Source organism: Microbacterium ginsengisoli (assembly GCF_000956535.1).
GTDB classification, from domain to species: domain Bacteria; phylum Actinomycetota; class Actinomycetes; order Actinomycetales; family Microbacteriaceae; genus Microbacterium; species Microbacterium ginsengisoli.
In genome coordinates, this window is record NZ_JYIY01000062.1 from 24507 (window position 1) to 45444 (window position 20938).

Annotated in this window: 15 protein-coding genes; 8 read left to right on the forward strand and 7 right to left on the reverse strand. The window is 72.1% G+C overall.

What is annotated here, in order from left to right:
• Positions 1-29: 29 nt before the first annotated feature.
• From RR49_RS03630 to RR49_RS03650, 5 genes are all read left to right on the forward strand, one after another.
• On the forward strand, positions 30-3290 hold the full coding sequence (locus tag RR49_RS03630; RefSeq protein WP_045246706.1) for a transglutaminase family protein: 3261 nt from the start codon (positions 30-32) through the stop codon (positions 3288-3290).
• The gene (locus RR49_RS03635) at positions 3287-5788 is read left to right on the forward strand and encodes a circularly permuted type 2 ATP-grasp protein (protein ID WP_045246707.1); all 2502 of its coding nucleotides are present in this window, start codon (positions 3287-3289) and stop codon (positions 5786-5788) included. The genes RR49_RS03630 and RR49_RS03635 overlap by 4 nt, the downstream gene beginning before the upstream one ends.
• Before the next feature lie 8 nt (positions 5789-5796).
• A complete protein-coding gene (locus tag RR49_RS03640; protein WP_245610943.1) occupies positions 5797-6678 on the forward strand; it encodes a transglutaminase family protein in 882 nt (293 codons plus the stop codon).
• A 263-nt stretch (positions 6679-6941) separates the two neighbouring features.
• Positions 6942-7952: a zinc-binding metallopeptidase family protein gene (locus RR49_RS03645; RefSeq protein WP_045246709.1), complete on the forward strand. Its 1011-nt coding sequence runs from the start codon at positions 6942-6944 to the stop codon at positions 7950-7952.
• A 4-nt stretch (positions 7953-7956) separates the two neighbouring features.
• Positions 7957-9138 (forward strand): serine hydrolase domain-containing protein, encoded by a 1182-nt coding sequence (locus tag RR49_RS03650; RefSeq protein ID WP_048809310.1) that lies wholly within the window; start codon positions 7957-7959, stop codon positions 9136-9138.
• Between the two features lie 26 nt (positions 9139-9164).
• Here the strand turns inward: RR49_RS03650 and RR49_RS03655 are convergent, their stop codons facing one another.
• The 5 genes from RR49_RS03655 to RR49_RS03675 form a co-directional block, all read right to left on the reverse strand.
• A complete protein-coding gene (locus RR49_RS03655) occupies positions 9165-9611 on the reverse strand; it encodes a heat shock protein transcriptional repressor HspR (RefSeq protein WP_045246710.1) in 447 nt (148 codons plus the stop codon).
• Positions 9608-10597 (reverse strand): DnaJ C-terminal domain-containing protein, encoded by a 990-nt coding sequence (locus RR49_RS03660; RefSeq protein ID WP_045246711.1) that lies wholly within the window; start codon positions 10595-10597, stop codon positions 9608-9610. Before RR49_RS03660 ends, RR49_RS03655 begins: the two co-directional genes overlap by 4 nt.
• A gap of 9 nt (positions 10598-10606) precedes the next feature.
• Positions 10607-11194, reverse strand: coding sequence for a nucleotide exchange factor GrpE (locus RR49_RS03665; RefSeq protein WP_045246712.1), 588 nt, complete (start codon positions 11192-11194; stop codon positions 10607-10609).
• Positions 11195-11203: 9 nt separating this feature from the next.
• Complete coding sequence (gene dnaK / locus RR49_RS03670; RefSeq protein WP_045246713.1) at positions 11204-13075, reverse strand: molecular chaperone DnaK; 1872 nt, start codon at positions 13073-13075, stop codon at positions 11204-11206.
• A gap of 153 nt (positions 13076-13228) precedes the next feature.
• Positions 13229-13900 (reverse strand): GntR family transcriptional regulator, encoded by a 672-nt coding sequence (locus tag RR49_RS03675; RefSeq protein ID WP_045246714.1) that lies wholly within the window; start codon positions 13898-13900, stop codon positions 13229-13231.
• Positions 13901-14036: 136 nt separating this feature from the next.
• Here RR49_RS03675 and RR49_RS03680 point away from each other — a divergent pair, with 136 nt between their 5' ends.
• The 3 genes from RR49_RS03680 to RR49_RS03690 all read left to right on the forward strand — a co-directional run bounded on the left by RR49_RS03680 (position 14037) and on the right by RR49_RS03690 (position 20044).
• Complete coding sequence (locus RR49_RS03680; RefSeq protein ID WP_045246715.1) at positions 14037-15728, forward strand: L-lactate permease; 1692 nt, start codon at positions 14037-14039, stop codon at positions 15726-15728.
• A gap of 2 nt (positions 15729-15730) precedes the next feature.
• A complete protein-coding gene (locus RR49_RS03685; RefSeq protein WP_084603797.1) occupies positions 15731-18595 on the forward strand; it encodes an FAD-binding and (Fe-S)-binding domain-containing protein in 2865 nt (954 codons plus the stop codon).
• A gap of 102 nt (positions 18596-18697) precedes the next feature.
• Positions 18698-20044, forward strand: a complete 1347-nt coding sequence (locus tag RR49_RS03690; protein ID WP_045246724.1) for an MFS transporter — start codon at positions 18698-18700, stop codon at positions 20042-20044.
• A gap of 6 nt (positions 20045-20050) precedes the next feature.
• Here the strand turns inward: RR49_RS03690 and RR49_RS03695 are convergent, their stop codons facing one another.
• Positions 20051-20509: a GNAT family N-acetyltransferase gene (locus tag RR49_RS03695; protein WP_045246716.1), complete on the reverse strand. Its 459-nt coding sequence runs from the start codon at positions 20507-20509 to the stop codon at positions 20051-20053.
• 40 nt (positions 20510-20549) lie between these two features.
• The coding region (locus RR49_RS03700; protein WP_045246717.1) for a MarR family winged helix-turn-helix transcriptional regulator at positions 20550-20938 on the reverse strand (389 nt) is incomplete at its 5' end.

Genomic DNA, 20938 nt, shown 5'->3' on the forward strand with positions numbered 1-20938 from the left:
GCGCAACAGCCGTGGGCCATGCTGTGCTCATGTCGATCAAGGTCGCGCTCGAGCACCGCACGAGCTACCGGTTCGCCCACCCCGTCAAGGCGTGGCCCCACACGATCCGGCTGCGGCCGGCGCCGCACGCGCGCACGCCCATCGAGGCGTACTCGCTGACGGTGTCGCCGGCGGGTCACTTCCTGAACTGGCAGCAGGATCCGTTCGGCAACTGGCTGGCGCGCATCGTGTTCCCCGAGAAGATCGACCACCTCGAGGTGACGGTCGGGCTCGTCGCCGACCTCATGGTCATCAACCCGCTCGACTTCTTCATCGAGGAGTACGCCGAGCGGTTCCCGTTCGCCTACGACGACGCCCTCGCCGCCGACCTCGCGCCCTACCTTCGGCAGGTCGACGACAGCGCCGCGGCGCTCGCGTGGCGGGAGAAGCTGCCCCCGCTCCCCGCCGACGGCGTGCCGACGGTGACGTTCCTCGCCGACCTGAACCGGGCTGTCTACGGCGATGTCGCCTACTCGGTGCGCATGGAGGCGGGCGTGCAGACCCCCGACGAGACCCTCGCCCGCGGCATCGGCTCGTGCCGCGACAGCGCGTGGCTGCTCGTGAGCCTGCTGCGCGGCTACGGCCTCGCCGCCCGGTTCGTGTCGGGCTACCTGGTGCAGCTCGCGCCCGACCGCGAGTCGCTCGACGGGCCGAGCGGCGCCGCCGCCGACTTCACCGACCTGCACGCGTGGGCCGAGGTGTTCGTGCCCGGCGCCGGCTGGATCGGCCTGGATCCGACGAGCGCCCTGTTCGCCGGCGAGGGGCACATCCCGCTCTCCGCGACGCCGCACCCCTCGTCGGCCGCCCCGATCGCGGGCGCCACCGAGCCGGTCGAGGTGACGTTCGACTTCGCGAACGAGGTGCGCCGGGTGCACGAGGACCCCCGCACCACGAAGCCCTACCCGGATGCCGCGTGGGAGCGCATCGACGCGCTCGGCGAGGCCGTCGACCGGCGTCTGGCGGACGCCGACGTGCGGCTCACGATGGGCGGGGAGCCCACCTTCGTCGCCCTCGACGACGCGACCGCGGCCGAGTGGAACACCGCCGCCGACGGGCCGCACAAGCGCGCCCTCGCGAACGATCTGGCCGAGCGCCTCCGGCGCGAGTACGCCACCGGAGGCGTCGTGCATCGCGGCCAGGGCAAGTGGTACCCCGGCGAGCCACTGCCGCGCTGGAACATCGCCCTGCAGTGGCGCGCCGACGGCGAACCCCTGTGGCGCGACCCCGCCCTGTTCGCCGACCCCTGGGGGGACGAACCGGATGCCGCGGCATCCGCTCATGCCGACGCGCTCGCGCAGCGCGTGATCGAGGTGCTGGGGCTGCCGCGCACACAGCTGCTGGCCGCCTACGAGGATCCGCTCGTGCCGCTCGCCGCCGAGGTGCGGCAGCCGGTGGGTGCACCCGCTGAGGAACCGGGCGGTGTCGCCGACGTCGCCGCGTTGGACGCCGCCACCGACGTGCCGGTCGGATGGGTGGTGCCGCTCGTGACGGGCGAGGAGTGGACGAGTCCGCGCTGGCGGTTCCGCCGCGGTCGGCTCGTGCTGGCGGCGGGGTCGAGCCCGGCAGGGCTCCGGCTGCCGCTCGACCAGCTGTCGTGGGTCGACCCGGAGGGCACCGGCGAGCCGTCGTATCTCGAGGCCGGCCCGCGGGTGCGGGTGGAGATCCCCGAGGTGACGGTCGTGCCGGTCGACGGCGCGCCGACCACGGCGCTCTCGATCGAGGCGCGCGACGGGCAGGTGCACGTGTTCCTGCCCCCGACCGACACGCTCGAGGCCTACGCCGCCGTGCTGCGGGTGATCGAGCTCGCCGCCGCCCAGACCGAGGTGCGCGTGGTGATCGAGGGCTACGGCCCGCCGCCGGACGCCCGGCTGCGCCAGCTCGTCGTCACCCCCGACCCGGGTGTGATCGAGGTGAACGTGCAGCCGACCTCGTCGTGGGCGGAGCAGCGGGAGCTGACCACCACCCTGTACGAGCACGCCCGGCAGGCCCGCCTCACCACCGAGAAGTTCGATCTCGACGGCCTCCACACCGGCACCGGCGGCGGCAACCACCTCACGCTCGGCGGCGCGCAGCCGGTCGACTCGCCGCTGCTGCGGCGCCCGCAGCTGCTCGCCAACCTCATCGCCTACTGGCAGCGCCACCCGAGCCTGTCGTACCTGTTCTCGGGCCGGTTCATCGGCCCGACGAGCCAGGCGCCGCGCTTCGACGAGGGGCGTCCTGAGGCGGTCTACGAGATGGAGATCGCGCTGCGCGAGATCGAGCGGATGTCACGGGCCGCCGCGACCGCCGGCGAGGATCCGAGCCCGTGGGTCGTCGACCGCGCATTCCGCCACCTGCTGACCGACCTCACCGGCAACACGCACCGGGCCGAGTTCTGCATCGACAAGCTCTACAGCCCCGACTCGTCACGCGGCCGGCTGGGGCTGCTCGAGCTGCGCGGATTCGAGATGCCGCCGCATCCTCAGCTCGCCCTCGTGCAGGCGCTGCTGGTGCGCTCCCTCGTCGCCATGCTCTGGGATCGGCCCGACGCCGGCCCCCTCGTACGCTGGGGCACCCGCCTCCACGAGGACGCCCTGCTGCCCGAGGGCGCGGCCGCCGACATCGCGGCCGTCATCGACGACCTGCGCGCGGCGGGCATCGCGTTCGAGCACGGCTGGCTTGACGCGTTCACCGAGTTCCGCTTCCCCCGCATCGGCCAGGTGACCCTTCCCGGCGGCATCGAACTCGAGCTGCGCCAGGCGATCGAGCCGTGGCACGTGCTGGGCGAGGAGGCCAGCTCCGGCGGAACCGCCCGTTACGTGGACTCGTCGCTCGAGCGCATCCAGGTGCGGGTGACGGGCCTCGATGTGCGCCGACACCTCGTCGCGTGCAATGGTGTGTCGGTGCCCCTCACCGCCGGCCGCGCGCCCGACACGCACTACGCGGGTGTGCGCTATCGCGCCTGGCAGCCGTGGTCGGCGCTGCACCCGACGATCGAGGTGCAGGCGCCGCTGACGGTCGAGGTGATCGACACGGATGCCGCGGTCAGCCTCGGCGGCGCGACGTATCACGTCGTGCACCCGGGCGGCCGGGCCTACCATCAGCCCCCGATCAACGCGAACGAGGCCGAGGCGCGGCGCGCGAGCCGCTTCGAGCCGCGCGGCCTCACGGCGGGCGCCGTCGACGTCGCCGCCGTGCGCGAGCGCGGGCGCGCCGCCGCGACCGCCGACTACCCGCACACCCTCGACCTGAGGAGGGCGCCCCGCCCGTGACGGTCATCCGCGACTACGCCGCCACCCTCGCCCAGCCGGCCCTGCCGCTGGGCGGGAGCGGTTTCGCGCGCGTGCGGTACGACGAGGTGATCGCCCCCGACGGCACGCTGCGCGAGGCGTGGAAGGCGATGGCAGAGAGCGTCGTCGCGCTCACGCCCGCGGAGCTTCAGCGGGCCGAGGCGGAGGTGCGGCAGTTCCTCGTCGACGACGGAGTGACGTACGCCCCCGCGGGCGGTGACGCGCAGCCGTGGCAGCTCGACCCGGTCCCGCTCGTGCTCGCCCCCGACGAGTGGACGCGCATCGAGGCGGGCCTGGCGCAGCGCGCCGAGCTGTTCGATGCGATCCTCGCCGACCTCTACGGCCCGCAGACGCTGCTCGCCGACGGTTCGATCCCGGCGGCGGCGGTGTTCGGGCACGCGGGCTACGTGCGCTCCGCCGTGCGCGCGGGCACCGGCGAGACATCCCTGTTCCTGCTCGCCTCCGATCTCGGTCGCGACGCGTCCGGCGAGTGGTGCGTGCTCACCGACCGCACCCAGGCGCCGTCGGGCCTCGGCTATGCGCGGGAGAACCGGCGCGTCATCTCGCAGGTGCTGCCCGAGCTCTACCAGGAGCACCGGCTGCACCGCATGGACCCCTACTTCGCGGCGCTGCGGCAGAGCCTGCTGAGCGCGGCCGAGGGGGTCGCCGACCCGCGGGTGGTGATCCTCACCCCGGGCGCCCTGTCGGAGACCGCGTACGACCAGGCCTACCTCGCCGGAGCCCTCGGCTTCCCGCTCGTGCAGGGCAGCGATCTGGTCGTCTGGGAGGGCTGGCTCTGGGTCAAGCCGTCGGGCTGGCCCGAGGTGCGCCCGACCGAGCGCGTCGACGTCATCCTGCGACGGGTGGATGCCGCGTGGTGCGACCCGCTCACGCAGCGCTCCGACTCGCGGCTGGGGGTCGCCGGTCTCGTCGAGGTCATCCGCCGCGGTCGCGTGCGGGTCGTGAACGGACTGGGCGCGAGCGTGCTCGAGAACCCGGCGCTGTCGCCCGTGCTGCCGGAGCTCTGTGAGCGTCTGCTCGGCGAGCAGCTGCGGCTGTCGACACCGGCGACCTGGTGGGGCGGCGACGCGACTGGCCTCGAGGTGCTGCTCGCCCGCCTCGACGACGAGTCGTTCGCGGTGCGCACGATCGACGGCGCCGGCATGCCCGACGCGGATGCCTCGCCCGACGCGGTGCGTGCGCTGATCCGCGAGAACCCGTGGCGCTGGGCCGGGCACGAGGTGCTCACCCTGTCGCAGGCGCCGGTGTGCGGTGCTGATGGGCAGGCGCTGGCCGCCCCCGTGACGCTGCGCACCTTCACGCTGCGGCATGGCTCGACCTATCGCCCCCTCGTCGGGGGGCTGGCCAACGTCGCGCACGCGCAGCGTCCGGGCCGGGTCTCGAAGGACGTCTGGGTCATGAAGAGCACGCCGGGCGATCCCGACCAGGGTCTGCTCGAGCTCGAGCCGGTGTCGGTCTCCGGGGTCATCCCCGCGCTCGGACCCCGCGCGATCGAGGACATGTGGTGGATCGGCCGCTACGCCGAGCGGGCGGAGGACCTGCTGCGCCTCGTCGTGGCGGTGCACACGCACGCCGACCGGCTGCCGGCGGGCGACGCGGCCGCCGACGACGCCGTGCTGGTCGCGATGGCCGCGATCGAACGCCTCATCGGGCGACGGCCGGGCACGGTGCACCAGGAGCTGCGGTCGGCGATCGTCGAGGCATCCCGACCCGGCACCGCGGCGCAGTCGCTCGCGCAGCTGCGCTTCGCGCTCGAGGCGGTGCGCGACCAGCTCTCGAACGACGTGTGGCGCAGCGTCGCGGCGAGCGACCGTGCGCTCGGCGAGCTGCGCGCCTCCGGCCAGCGTCAGATCGCCGACGGCGCGGGCCGCATGCTCACCGGCATCCTGTCGCTGCAGGCGGTGACGGCGAACATGATCCGCGACGACGGCTGGTTGGCGATCGAGGCGGGCCGCTGGATCGAGCGGTCGCTGCAGGTGTGCCTGCTGCTGCGGTCCACGGTCGTCGAGAAGCGCGAGCGGTTCGTCGAGCTGTCGGTGCTGGAGATGGTGCTCGCCTCGGCCGAGAGCGCCGTGACCCAGCGTCGCCGTTACCGCGGCAACGTGCGCGTGTACGGCGTGCTCGAGCTGCTGCTGCTCGACGCCCGCAACCCGCGCTCGGTGGCCTTCGCGCTGGGCGAGCTGCGCGCGCGCCTCACGGCGCTCCCCCGATCGACGGGTTCCACGCGCCCCGAGCGTCTGCTGGAGCAGCTCGAGCAGACACTGGCAGAGACGGATGCCGCAGCCCTCGCATCGACCTCGGACGGTCACCGTGACGGGCTCGAGCGCCTGCTGGACGACACGATCGCCCAGCTACGGCTGCTGGCCGAGGCGGTCGCCGACCTGCACTTCGCAAGCGGCCCGACCGCGCAGCCGATCACCGCGCTGTCGCTCACCGAGCTGCTGGCGGTGGCGTCGTGAAGTACCGCGTGAGGCACCGCACCGAGTACACGTACAGCTCGGAGGTCGAGAACAGCCTCGGACTCGCGCACCTCGCCCCGCGGGCGCTGCCGTGGCAGCGGGTGGGCGAGCACGAGCTGACGATCGACCCCGTGCCGGGCGATCGGCGCCTGGATGCGGACGTCTACGGCAACCACCTGACCTACTTCCACGTGACCGACCCGCACGAGCGGCTGGTGGTCGAGGCGCGCACCGAGGTCGAGGTCGTCGACACGGCCTACGACGTCGACGCCCTCGCGCGCCCGTGGGAGTCGGCGCGCCCCCTGCACGGCGCGATCGGCGCCGACGTGTGGACGGCGACCGAGTTCGCGATTCCGTCGCCGAAGGTCGCGATGCTGCCCGAGGTGCGCGACTACGCGACGGTCAGCTTCACCCCGGGCCGGCCGATCGGCGAGGCGGTCACCGACCTGATGCACCGCATCAAGGCCGACTTCGACTACGACAGCAAGGCGACGACGGTCACGAGCACCGTTGCCGACGTCTTCGCCAAGCGGGCGGGCGTCTGCCAGGACTTCGCGCACCTCGCCCTCTCGTGCGTGCGCAGCCACGGCCTCGCCGGGCGCTACGTCAGCGGCTACCTGTCGACGACGCCTCCGCCCGGCAAGACCAGGGTGCTGGGTGCGGATGCCTCGCACGCGTGGCTCGCAGTCTGGGTGCCCGGCTCCGACGCGTGGCTCGCGATCGACCCGACGAACGACCAGTGGGCGGGCGAGCGCTATGTCACCGTCGCGTGGGGTCGCGACTACGGCGACGTCACCCCGGTGAAGGGCATCATCTACACCGAGGCGAAGAAGTCGACCCTCAAGGTCGCGGTCGACGTCATCCCCGAGACCGAGTTCTCCCCGGCCTGAGCCCGCGGCGTCGCCACCGCGCCGCCGCACCCACCGCCGCGCCGCCGCCCCGCACCCACGAAAAGGCACGCTGCGCGACCCACGGGGCGCCGCGCAACGTGCCTTCCGGCGCGGAGAGCGGCGGCAGCCACGCGCGCCGCGCCGCGCAACGTGCCTTCCGGCGGGAGAGGGGCAGCAGCCACGGCACAGGGCGACGGACTGCCGCAGACGGGGGCCGGGCGCAAGCCCCGGGCCACGGCATCCGGATGTGACACCATCGTCGCGTGAAGGCCTTCGCCTGCCGCGTGTGCGGCTCCCGTCTGTTCTTCGAGAACTCTGTTTGCGTGACCTGCGGCACGGGCCTCGGCTTCTCCCGCGGCGAGGCCGACATCGTGCCCGTCGACGCGGCGGGCCGCTACGTCGACGCGGCGGGGCTCGTCTGGCACGTGTGCCGCAACCTCGCGCTCACCGGATGCACCTGGCTCGCCCCTCTCGAGGGCGGGCAGTGCGCGGCGTGCGATCTGACGCGCACGCGTCCGAACGATGCGGATGCCGCGGGCCTGGCCTACCTCGTGGACGCCGAGCGCGCGAAGCGCTACCTCGTGTTCGAGCTCGACCGCCTCGGGGTGCCGGTGGTGCCGAAGAGCGCGGACGCGATCGACGGGCTCTGCTTCGACCTGCTCTCGAGCGAGACGGCGCCGGTGGTCACGGGGCACGACGACGGGGTCGTCACGATCGACCTGGCCGAGGCCGACGACGCGCACCGCGAGAGCGTGCGCGCGCAGCTCGGCGAGACCTACCGCACGATGCTCGGGCACCTGCGGCACGAGGTCGGGCACTACATCCAGTGGCGGTTCCTGCGGGACGACGACCTCGTCGCCCGCTCTCGCGAGCTGTTCGGCGATGAGCGCGCCGACTACGGCGAGGCCCTCGACCGTCACTACGCCGACGGTGCGCCTGCCGGGTGGGAGGCCTCGTTCATCTCCGCCTACGCGACCATGCACCCCTTCGAGGACTTCGCTGAGACGTGGGCGCACTTCCTCCACATCTGCGACAGTGTCGAGACGGCCCGCGCCTACGCGCTCGCCGCGGTCGGCGACATCCGCTCGGCACCGCGGTTCAGCGAGGTCGTGAGGCTCATCTGGATGCCGCTGGCCACCGCACTGAACATGATGAACCGCGCGATGGGCAAGCACGACCTCTACCCGTTCGTCATCCCCGAGCCGGTGCTCGACAAGCTCGACCTGATCGCCCAGCTGCAGCACCGGGTCGCCGCCGGCGGCGTGGAAGACTGACCGGGTGAGCGACACCGCCGGAACCCCCGCAGCACCTCCCGGCGAGATCGACGGGTTCGCGGCGGCATCCTTCTCCGTCGTGCGGGACGCCTTCGCCCGCAACCTGGCCTCGGGCGAGGAGCTCGGCGGCTCGCTATGCGTCATCGTCGACGACGAGGTGGTCGTCGACCTCTGGGGCGGCTGGTCCGACCCCGCCGGCACGGTGCCGTGGGGCGCCGACACGATCACGAACACCTGGTCGAACTCGAAGACCGTCACCGCCCTCGCGGCGCTGCAGCTCGTCGAGCGCGGACGGCTCGACCTCGCCGCCCCGGTGGCGCACTACTGGCCCGAGTTCGCGGCGGCCGGCAAGGCGCACATCACGGTGCGGCAACTGCTCGACCACACGGCCGGTGTGCCCGCCTGGGAGCAGCCGGTGACGGTGTCGGACATCCTCGATCAGGATGCCGCGGCCGCCCGCCTCGCGGCCCAGGAACCCTGGTTCGCCCCGGGCACCTCGCAGTCCGGCTACGCACTCGTGTGCTTCGGCCACCTGATCGGCGAGGTCGTGCGGCGCATCGACGGGCGGCCTCTCGGCCGGTTCGTCGCGGAGGAGCTCGCCGACCCGCTCGGCGCGGACTTCTGGCTGGGGCTGCCGGAGAGCGAGGAGAACCGCGTGAGCCTCGTCGTGCCGCCGCCGCGCGTGCCGCGCGACCCGGCGTCACGGCCCGAGCCGGGGTCGATCGCGACCCGGGCCTACAGCGGTCCGATCCTCGGGGCGCGGGACAGCTGGACGCGGGAGTGGCGGGCCGCCGGCATCGGCGGGGCCGGCGGAACCGGCAACGCCCGCGCGCTCGCGCGCATGAACCAGATGCTCGCGCAGGGCGGCCTCGTCGAGGGCACCCGCCTGCTGTCACCGGCGGTGGTCGACGCGGTGTTCGCGCACCCCACCGACAGCACCGATCTGGTGCTGCGGCTGCCGTTGCGGTTCGGGCTCGGGTGGGCGCTGCCGCACCCGGTGTCGACACCGTGGCTGCCGGGCGATCACCGCATCGCCTTCTGGGGTGGATGGGGCGGCTCGCTCGTCATCTGCGACCTCGACCGGCGCATGACCTTCGCGTACGTCATGAACCGCATGGCGGCGAGCGTCATCGGCTCCGATCGCTCGATCGACTACGTCACCCGCGCCTACGCCGCACTCGCCTGAGCATCGCACCCCTGCGGGTGCGAGGGTCAGTCCCGTTCGTCGTCGCGGTGGGGCAGCTCCCGGCGCGGGCGCCAGATCACGACGTCGGTCGCGCGGCGCACGCGCGTGCCCTGGCGGATCGTGACGACCGAGCCGGTGGAGCCGGCCGCGAAGACCCGGGCGCGCTTGTCGAGCTCGGCGCGCAGTGCCTGCTCGAGGTCGCGCACCCGCAGCGTGAGGTCGCGCACGCGGTTCTCGAGTGACACGATGCGCGCGATCGCGGGCAGGCTCATGCCGTCGGCCGACAGGCGCGCGACCTCGCGCAGCTGCTCGACGTGACGCAGCGAGTAGCGCCGTGACCCGCCCTTGGTGCGGTCGGGCACGACGAGGCCGAGCCGGTCGTACTGGCGCAGCGTCTGAGGGTGCATGCCGCTCAGCTCGGCAGCAGTCGCGATCGCGAAGATCGGGGCATCCTCGTCGATCTGCTCGCTCACGACCGGGCCTTCGCCACCAGGTCTGCGCGCGGGTTCTCCTTCGGCTCGAACTCGCGGAAGCGTTCGAGCGCCGCACGGGCGTCGTCATCCAGGTGCGCGGGAACCGCGATCTGCACCTCGGCGAGCAGGTCGCCGGTGCCCTTCGCGGTCGTGATGCCGCGGCCCTTGACGCGCAGCACGCGCCCCGACGGGGTGCCGGGCGCGACCCGCAGCTTCACGATCTCGCCACCGAGCGTCGGCACCTCGATCGTCGCGCCGAGCGCCGCCTCGGTGAACGTCACCGGCACCGAGAGGCGCAGGTTCAGCCCATCGCGAGTGAAGACCGGATGCGGCCGCACAGTGACCTGCACGACGATGTCACCCGCCTCGCCGCCGTCGGGCGACGGGCGGCCGCGGCCGCGCAGCCGGATCTTCTGGCCGTCGGCGACGCCCGCGGGGATCTTCACCTTGAACGGCGCACCGTCCTCACCCTGCAGGGTGATGGTGTCGCCCGCCGCGGCGGTGACGAAGTCGAGCGTCGTGCGGGCCGTGACATCCGCCCCTCGGGTCGGACCGCCGAAACCGCGGAACCCGCCCGACGAACGGCCGAACGACCCGGTGCCGAAGCCGCCGCCGGGCTGGTTGAAGACGCTGTAGAAGTCGTCGAACCCGCCCGCACCGCCCCGGGGGGCGCCGCGGCCCTGGCCGAACATCGAGAACACGTCCTCGAAGCCGCCGGCGCCGGCGCCGCCCGCGGTGAAGCGAGCACCCGACCCCATCGCGCGGATCTGGTCGTACTCGGCGCGCTGCTCCGGATCGCTCAGCACGGCGTACGCCTCGCTGACCTCCTTGAACTTGGCCTCCGCCTTCGCATCGCCCTGGTTCGAGTCGGGGTGGTACTGGCGCGCGAGCTTGCGGTACGTCTTCTTGAGATCGGCCTCCGACACGTCCTTCGAGACGCCGAGCACGGCGTAGAAGTCCTTGTCGAACCAGTCCTGGCTCGCCACCTGTGCCTCCTACTCCGCCGGAACGGCGACGACGACCTTGGCGGGTCGCAGCTCGATCGAGCCGAGGCGGTAACCCACCTCGACGACCTCGAGGACCGTCGTCTCGGTCGCGCCGGGGGTCGGCTGCTGGAAGATCGCCTCGTGCTGCTGCGGGTCGAACACCTCGCCCGCCGCGCCGTAGGTGACGAGGCCGATGCGCTCGGCGACGCCGCGCAGCTTCTCGGCGATCTGCGCGAAGGGGGTGCCCTCGGCGAGATCACCGTGCTTCTCGGCGCGGTCGAGGTCGTCGAGCACGGGCAACAAGCCCTTCGCGACCGAGCCCTTGGCGCGCTCGATCTCGATCTCGCGCTGCTCCTCGGTGCGCCGGCGGTAGTTGGCGTACTCCGCCTGCACGCGCTTGAGGTCGAGCAGCAGGTCGTGGTCTTCGGCGGATGCCTCGGCCACCGCGGCCTCATCGGACTGCACGGCGTTCAGGATGTCGTCGATCGTCAGCTCCGCCTCGTCCGGGACGGAGTCGGAGGCCTGCGCCTCCGACTCCACCCGGTCGGGCTGAACCTCGTCGTCGCCTTCCGGCCGGTCGACGTTGTTCTCAGTCATGTGTCCGTCTTACTTCTTCTCGTCCTCGTCGTCGACCACCTCGGCGTCGATGACGTCTTCGTCGGGGTTGGGCACCTCGCCGTTGCCGGCGTCGGTGGCCGTCGGGTCGGCGGTCTCACCGGCGGCCTGCGAGGCCTGGTAGATCGCCTCGCCGAGCTTGCCCTGGCTCTGGTTGAGGGTGTCGAAGGCCGCCTTGACCGCGTCGTCGTCGTCACCGGCGAGGGCCGCCTTCAGCGCGTCGACGTCGGCCTGCACGCTGTCCTTGACCTCGGCGGGCAGCTTGTCGGCGTTCTCCGCGATGAGCTTCTCGATCGAGTACGAGAGCGTCTCGGCCTGGTTGCGCACCTCGGCCGACTCGCGACGCTTCTTGTCCTCGGCGGCGTGCTCCTCGGCCTCGCGCACCATGCGCTCGATGTCGTCCTTCGGCAGCGACGATCCGCCGGTGATCGTCATCGACTGCTCCTTGCCGGTGCCCTTGTCCTTCGCGGACACGTGGACGATGCCGTTGGCGTCGATGTCGAAGGTGACCTCGATCTGCGGGATGCCGCGCGGAGCCGGCGCGATGCCGGTGAGTTCGAAGGTGCCGAGCGGCTTGTTGTCGCGGGTGAACTCGCGCTCACCCTGGAAGACCTGGATCGCCACCGACGGCTGGTTGTCGTCGGCGGTGGTGAAGGTCTCGCTGCGCTTGGTCGGGATGGCCGTGTTGCGCTCGATGAGCTTGGTCATGATGCCGCCCTTGGTCTCGATGCCGAGGCTCAGGGGAGTGACGTCGATGAGCAGCACGTCCTTGCGCTCACCCTTGAGGACACCGGCCTGCAGGGCGGCGCCGACGGCGACGACCTCGTCCGGGTTCACGCCCTTGTTGGGCTCCTGGCCGCCGGTGAGCTTCTTGACGAGCTCGGTGACCTGGGGCATGCGGGTCGATCCGCCGACGAGCACGACGTGGTCGATGTCCTCGACCTTGATGCCCGCCTCGGCGATGACGTCGGTGAACGGCTTCTTGGTGCGGTCGAGGAGGTCCTTCGTGAGGTCCTCGAACTTGGCGCGCGAGAGCGTCTCCGACAGCGACACGGGGCCCGAGTCGGTGAGCGAGAGGTAGGGCAGGTTGACGCTGGTCGAGTTCGAGCTCGACAGCTCCTTCTTGGCCTGCTCCGCGGCCTCCTTGAGGCGCTGCAGCGCGATCTTGTCGCCCGAGACATCCACGCCGGTGGTGTCCTTGAACTGCTTGATCAGGTAGTCGACGACCCGCTGGTCCCAGTCGTCGCCGCCGAGCCGGTTGTCACCGGCGGTGGCGCGCACCTGGATGGTGGAGAAGTCGTCGTCCTTGCCCACCTCGAGCAGGGACACGTCGAACGTGCCGCCACCGAGGTCGAAGACGAGGATGAGCTCGTCCTCCTTGCCCTTGTCGAGGCCGTAGGCGAGGGCCGCGGCGGTCGGCTCGTTGATGATGCGCAGCACGTTGAGGCCCGCGATCTCACCGGCCTCCTTCGTGGCCTGGCGCTCGGCGTCGTTGAAGTAGGCGGGCACGGTGATGACCGCGTCCGAGACCGAGTCGCCGAGGTACTGCTCGGCGTCGCGCTTCAGCTTCTGCAGGATGCGCGCCGACACCTCCTGCGGCGTGTAGGCCTTGCCGTCGATCGCCTGCGTCTTCCAGTCGGTGCCCATGTGGCGCTTGACCGAGGTGATGGTGCGGTCGACGTTGGTGACGGCCTGGCGCTTCGCGGTCTCGCCGACGAGCACCTCGCCGTCCTTGGTGAATGCGACGACCGAGGGGGTCGTGCGGAAGCCCTCGGCGTTGGCGATGACCTTCGGCTCGCCACCCTCGAGGACAGAGACGACCGAGTTGGTCGTCCCGAGGTCGATTCCCACTGCACGGGGCATGTGTCTCTCCTTCAGAGGGGCGGATGTCGCCATCCGCCGGTGTTCACGTCGTCTCGCGATCAACGGGGTTGAGTCGCGATGACTCAAGGGTACGCCGACGCCGCGACGACGTCAACCCAACTTGATATGAGTTGGCTCAAGTTTGGGCGAGCGTCAGCTGCGCGCCTCGGGACCGGGCTCGCCGCCCAGACGCTCGACGAGGCGCTCGCGCGCGCGGGCGAGATGCTCGCGCAGCAGGGCGGCCGCGGCATCCCCGTCGCCCGCCTCGATGAGGGCGAGCAACCGCTCGTGCTCGTCGGCGATCAGTGCGGTCGGCAGCAGCGACGCCCCCTGCACCTGCGACATGCAGAAGACGACCTCGGAGGCGAGCGAGGCGTACACCCGGCTCGTACGCTCGCTGCCGAGCGCGTCGATGAGGCTGCGGTGGAAGCGCATGTCGGGGTCGACCACGTCGCGCGGCGACGCGTCGTCGAGCGCCGCGATCTCGGCGTTCGCGGCGCGCGCGTCGTCGGGCACGCGGCGGGTCTGCGCGAGGGCGCGGAGCGCCTCGGCCTCGATGATCGCGCGCGTGCGATAGATGTCGCGCGCGTCGTCGGAGGAGAGCCGCACGACGCGTGCGGTCTTGTGGGCGCTGCGCACGAGCAGGCGCTCGCGCACGAGGTTCTCGATCGCGGCCTTCGCGGTGGGTCGGGCGACCTCGTAGGTGTCGGCGACATCCACCTCGGCGAGGGCCGCTTCGGGCTCGAGCTCGCCGGAGAGGACGCGGGTGCGCAGGTCGTCGGTGACGGCGTCGATCACCGAGACGACGGCGACTCTGGTGACCACGGCGCGAGTCTATTCCTGAGAACTCCTTATCGAGCACTTGACTTACATGTGCACTTGTCTAACAATCACTGCGGAAGGACCGCGCCGCGAGTGGTCGCCTGTTCAGACGTCAGAGACTCAAAGAGGAGCTCCGCTCGTGTTCCATCAGATCCTCGACCCCGTCTTCGGGTCGCTCGTGCTGTCGGCGGTCGCCGCCGTCATCCCCCTCGCCACCGTGTTCGTGCTGCTCGGGGTGTTCCGGGTGAAGGCATGGAAGGCCGCACTCACCGGCCTCGCCCTCGCCCTCGTCCTCGCGATCGCCGTCTGGCAGATGCCCGCCCTGCAGGCGCTCAATGCGGCGGCGGACGGCGCCGTCTACGGCGTCATCCCGATCCTGTGGATCCTCGTGAACGCCCTCTGGATCTACCGGCTCACCGTCATCACCGGCTGGTTCGAGGTGCTCGGCGAGCGCATCCGCGCGATCAGCGACGACCAGCGCATCCTCGCGATCATCATCGCGTTCTGCTTCGGCGCCCTCCTCGAGTCCCTGGCCGGCTTCGGCGCCCCCGTGGCCATCTCGATCGCGATGCTGATCGCCGCCGGCATGAAGCCGCTGAAGGCCGCGATCGTGTCGCTGATCGCCAACACCGCACCCGTCGCCTTCGGCGCGATCGGCGCGCCGATCATCGCGCTCTCCGGCGTCACCGGCATCGACGTGCACACGCTCGCCCAAATGGCGGGCCGACAGACGCCGGTGCTCGCCGCCGTCGTGCCGCTGATCCTCGTGTTCCTCGTCGACGGACGCCGCGGGCTTCGGCAGACCTGGCCGATCGCCCTCGTGGCGGGCGTCTCCTTCGGCCTCGCCCAGTTCGTCACCTCGAACTTCATCACCGTCGAGATCACCGACGTCGTCGCCTCGATCGTCTCGGTCACGGCCGTGCTGATCATGCTCCGCTTCTGGGCGCCCGCGGGCGTCGTCGCGACCGACGACGGCGGAGCAGCCGGTGTCCCCACCGTCTCGCGGGCGATCCCGACACCGTCGGGCCGCACGGCCACGGCCGTGGTCACGGTGCCCGAGGCGACGCGCATCGACACCGCCACCCGCTCGAAGGCCGCCCTCACCTGGCTCGCCGTGCTGCCCTACGTCGTGATCGTCGCCCTCTTCTCGATCACCCAGATCCCGGCCGTGTCGCAGTTCCTCGCGAAGTCGGCGACGCTCGTCTTCCCGTGGCCGGGCCTCACGATCACGGATGCCTCGGGCAAGGCGGTCTCGACCGTGGTCAAGCTCCCCTGGGCCAGCACCGGCGGCACCGTCCTGCTGGTCTCGGGCATCATCGTGGCGATCGTCTACCGGGTCTCCGCTCGGCGCGCCGTGCGGGCGTACGGCGCCACCATCCACCAGCTGCGATTCACGATCGTCACCGTCGTCGCCGTGCTCGCCCTCGCCTACGTCATGAACTTCTCGGGCCAGACGCAGAGCCTCGGCCATGCCCTGGCGGCGACGGGCGGCTTCTTCGCCCTGCTCTCGCCCGTGATCGGATGGCTCGGAGTCACGATCACCGGCTCCGACACGTCCTCGAACGCGCTGTTCGGACTTCTGCAGGCCACCGCGGCGAAGCAGGCCGACCTCAGCCCCGTGCTCATGGCCGCGACCAACTCGTCGGCGGGTGTGCTCGGCAAGATGCTCTCGCCGCAGAACCTCGCCGTCGCGGCAGCCGCCGCCTCGATGACCGGCAAGGAGGGCGATCTGTTCCGCCGGCTCATCTGGTGGAGCCTCGGCCTGCTCGCCGTGTTCACCGTGTTCGTCTTCCTGCAGTCGACCCCGATCCTCGGATGGATGGTTCCCTGACCATGACCGCACACGCTCCCGCCCCCTCCCGTGCCGATCGCGGCGCACGGGAGGGGGCGGGCCTCCCCGTTCCGCTGCACGACGCGCTGGCGGCGGCATCCACCGTCACGACCCGCGCGATCGACCGCGTCGCGTACGCGAGCGACGCGTCCCATTACCTGCTGACCCCGCGAGCGGTCGTGACAGCGGAGAGCGCCGGCGAGGTCGCCGCCGTCATGGCCGCCGCAGGCGCCGGCGGCGCGAACGTCACCTTCCGCTCGGGCGGCACGAGCCTCTCGGGGCAGGCGGCGACCGACGACATCCTGATCGACACCCGCCGCGGCTTCCGCGACATCGAGGTGCTCGACGGGGGACGCCGCGTGCGCGTGCAGCCGGGAGCGACCGTGCGTCAGGTCAACGCGCGGCTCGTGCGGCACGGCTTCCGGCTCGGGCCCGACCCGGCGAGCGAGGCGGCGTGCACGATCGGCGGCGTCATCGCGAACAACTCCAGCGGGATGGCCTGCGGCATCACCGAGAACACCTACCGCACGCTCGAGTCGATGACCTTCGTGCTGCCCTCCGGCACGATCGTCGACACCGCCGACCCCGACGCCGACCGGCACCTGGCCGACAGCGAGCCCGACCTCGTCGAGGGGCTGCGCGCGCTGCAGCGACGGGTGCGCAGCAACCCCGCCTCGGTCGCGCTCATCGAGCGGCAGTTCGCGATGAAGAACACGATGGGCTACGGCATCAACGCGTTCCTCGACTTCGAGAGCCCGGCGCAGCTGCTTGCGCACCTGATCATCGGCAGCGAGGGGACGCTCGCCTTCGTCGCCGAGGCGGTCTACCGCACGGTGCCGATCCACTCGCGCATCGCGACCGCGCTCACCGTATTCCGGACGCTCGACGACGCGACCCGAGCCCTGCCGGCCTTGCTCGAGACGGGAGCGGCGACCCTCGAGCTGATGGATGCCACCAGCATCCGCGTGGGGCAGTCCTTCGCGGATGCGCCCGCCGCGATCCGCGGCTTCGAGGTCGCCGGCGAGGCCGCCCTGCTGGTCGAGTACCAGGCCGACGACGACGACCGGCTCGCCGAGCTCACGGCGGCCGGGGCGCGGCTGCTCGGCGAGCTGCCGCTGCTGGCACCTGCTCACCTGTCGACCGATGCCAGCGAGCGCGCCACGGCGTGGAAGCTGCGCAAGGGCCTCTACACGACCGTCGCGGGCGCGCGCCCCCCGGGCACGACCGCGCTGCTCGAGGACATCGTCGTGCCGGTGCCCTCCCTCGCCGCCACCTGCGAGTCGCTGCAGGAGCTGTTCACCCGCTACGACTACCGCGACAGCGTGATCTTCGGTCACGCGAAGGACGGCAACATCCACTTCATGCTCACCGACCGCTTCGAGGGCGATGCCGCCCTCGGGCGCCTCACCGGATTCACCGAGGCGATGGTCGACGTCGTGCTCGACGCCGGCGGCAACCTCAAGGCGGAGCACGGCACCGGCCGGGCCATGGCGCCCTACGTGCGCCGGCAGTACGGCGACGAGCTCTACGACGTGATGCGCGCGCTGAAGGCGCTGTGCGATCCGCGGCGGATCCTGAACCCCGGGGTCATCATCGACGACGACCCGACCGCGCACGTGCGCGACATCAAGCTGGCCGAGCCCATCGAGGAGGAGGCCGACCGCTGCGTGGAATGCGGCTACTGCGAGCCGGTGTGCCCGAGCAAGGACGTCACCCTCACCCCGCGCCAGCGCATCGTCACGCGACGCGCGATCGCCCGCGCGCGGGTGGCGGGTGACGAGCAGCTCGCGCGCGAGCTGGAGCGGGACTACGACTACGCGGGCGTCGACACCTGCGCGGTCGACGGCATGTGCCTGACCGCGTGCCCGGTGCTCATCAACACCGGTGCGCTCGTGAAGCGGCTGCGACGCGAGCAGCAGAATCCGGTACTGGCCGCCGGGTGGAAGGCGGCCGCGCAGGCGTGGGGTCCGGTGACCCGGGCAGGATCGGTCGCGCTCACCCTCGCCGACCGGGCGCCCGCCGGCGCCGTGCGGGGCGCGACATCCGTCGGCCGGGCGCTGCTCGGTGCCGACACCGTGCCGGAGTACTCCGCCGACCTCCCCGGCGGCGGGCCGGGACGTCGTCGCCGCGAGGGGGAGCTGGGTGCCGGATCGGGCGAGCCGGTCGCCGTCTACCTGCCGGCGTGCGTGAACAGCATGTTCGGCGGCGACGGCCTCGGGGTCACCGAGGCGTTCGCGCGCCTGCTCGAGCGCGCGGGGCTGCGCGTGCTCGTGCCGACGGGCATCGAGTCGATGTGCTGCAGCACCCCCTGGACCTCGAAGGGCTACACGGCGGGCCGGGCCGTCATGGCCGAGCGAGTGTCCCGCATCGTGCGCGAGGCGAGCCGCGACGGTGAGCTGCTCGTGCTCAGCGACGCCGCCAGCTGCACCGAGGGCTTCGCGCACATCTTCGACGACCAGGGCGTCGCCGTGCGCACCGAGGACGTCGTCGCCTTCACCGCGCGCGAGGTGCTGCCACGGCTGGGCGAGGTGTCGCCGGTGGCGACCTCCCTCGTGCTGCACCCCACCTGCTCGTCGACGCAGATGGGTCTCAACGACGCACTGCGCGCGCTCGGCGAGGCGGTCGCCGAGACCGTCACCGTGCCGGATGCCTGGGGATGCTGCGCCTTCGCCGGCGACCGCGGCATGCTGCACCCCGAGCTCACCGCGTCGGCGACCGCCGCCGAGGCCGCCGAGGTGCGCGCGATCGGCGCCGACCTGCACGCCTCGTGCAACCGCACCTGTGAGATCGGAATGACGCGGGCCACCGGACGCGACTACCGTCACGTGGTGGAGCTGCTCGAGGAGGCCACCCGCCCCTCGCTGTGACCGGCGGGCCGGCCGGGGGGGACGGCCGGCCCGCCGCCGTCTGCATCGCCCTGCGTGAACGAACGCTACCGTTCGTTCACGCACCGGCAATAGCGTGTGCTCATGGCATCACTCGAGCCCCCGGCCGCCGCGCCCGCAGGCGCCGGAGCCGCGGCATCCGTCTCGTCCCTCGACGCCCGCACGCGGCGCGGCCGCGTGTTCGCCTGGGCGCTGTGGGACTGGGGGTCGGCGGCGTTCAACGCGGTCGCGACGACCTTCGTGTTCACGGTCTACGTCACGGGTTCGAGCTTCGGAGACAAGACGGCGAACTCCGCGGCGCTCTCGTGGGCGCTCGCGATCGCCGGCATCGTCGTGCTGCTGATCGCGCCGGTCACCGGGCAGCGATCGGATGCCTCGGCCCACCGCAAGCGCTGGCTCGCGATCAACACCGGGGTCGTCGTCCTGACCCTCGCGCTCATGTTCTTCGTGCACCCGTCGCCCGCCTACCTGTGGTTCGGGCTCGCGCTGCTCGCGATCGGCACGGTGTTCTTCGAGCTGGCGAGCGTCAACTACAACGCGATGCTCGCCCAGATCTCCACTCCCCGCACCGTCGGGAAGGTGTCGGGCTTCGGGTGGGGGATGGGATACATCGGCGGCATCGTGCTGCTGCTGATCCTCTACTTCGGCTTCATCGAGCCCGACGTGGGCCTGTTCGGCGTGACGGGCGAGGACGGCCTCGCCGTGCGCGTGTCGATGCTGATCGCCGCCGTGTGGATGGCGCTCTCGGCCCTTCCGGTGCTGTTCGCGGTGCCCGAGAACCGGCCGCTCGACCCGGAGGCGCCGCGGGTCGGGTTCTTCGCGTCGTACGGCGTGCTGTTCCGCAGCATCCGGGATCTGTGGACGCACAGCCGCCAGACGGTGTACTTCCTGTTCGCGAGCGCGATCTTCCGCGACGGCCTCACCGGCGTCTTCACGTTCGGCGGCGTGCTCGCCGCCGGCACCTTCGGCTTCACGCCCGGGCAGGTCATCATCTTCGCGATCGCGGCGAACGTCGTCGCCGGGGTCGCGACCATCGCGAGCGGTGCCCTCGACGACCGGTTCGGGCCCAAGCCGCTCATCCTGACCTCGCTTGTGGGTCTCGTGATCAGCGGACTGGCGGTGTTCGTGTTCCACGGCGGCGGGCAGACGATCTTCTGGATCTTCGGCCTCATCCTGTGCCTGTTCGTCGGCCCGGCGCAGTCGGCGTCGCGCACCTACCTCGCCCGGCTCATCCCACCGGGGCGCGAGGGGCAGGTGTTCGGGCTCTACGCGACGACGGGCCGCGCGGCCGTGTTCCTCGCACCGACCGCGTTCGGCCTGTTCGTCACGATCGGCGGCGCGCAGGTGTGGGGCATCCTCGGCATCGTGCTGGTGCTGCTCGTGGGCCTCGCACTGCTCATCCCCGTGCGGGCGGCCGGCGCGCCGCGCTGAACCGGGTCAGACGGATGCCGCGCGGCGCATCGGCACGTGCGGGATGTCGTCCTCGACGAACCCCGGGCCGCTGATCTCGAAGCCGAACCGCGCGTACCAGCCGGCGAGGTGCTCCTGCGCGTCGAGCACGATGTCGCGGCCTGGCCACCGCTCGCCCGCGCGGTCGACGGCCATGCGCATGAGGTCCGCGGCGAGCCCCCTGCCGCGGGCGGGCGGCGCGGTCGCGACCCGCCCGATGCGGGCGGGACCGGCCTCGCCGTCGGCGAGCAGTCGCAGAGTGGCGAGCACGTCACCGTCCTCCTCGGCCCACAGCAGCTCGGCACCGGGCTCGATGTCGCGGCCGTCGAGCTCGGGGTAGGCGGCCTCCTGCTCGACGACGAACACGGCGACCCGCAGCCAGAGCAGACGGTAGAGGGTCTCGGCAGGGATGTCGCGCAGGGCGGCCCGGTGGAAGGCGAGGGTCACCCCGTCACGCTACCGGCGGGATCGGGCGTTGCGGCGGGTCTCACGCGGGCCAGGCCGCGGCGAGCTTCGCGAGCAGGCGCGCGAGCTCCGCGCGCTCGTCGTCGGTGAAGGCGGCGAGCGCGGTCTCGACGGCCTCCCGCCGGTCGATGCGGAATCCGCGCGCGAGGGTGCGGCCCTGCTCCGTGACGACGATGCGTGTGCGGCGAGCGTCGTCGGGGTCGGCCTCGCGGCGCACGAGCCCGAGGTCGACGCACTGCTGCACCAGCCGTGAGGCGCGCGGCTGGTCGACGCCGACGGCCTCGGCGATCTCGCTGACGGTGAGGGGCTCGGATGCCGCCACCACCGCGTCGAGCAGACGAAGGCGCGCCGGCCCCGCGAAGCGTCCGCTGCCGCCGCCCGCCCAGGGCGGCCCGCCCCATGCACCGGGGG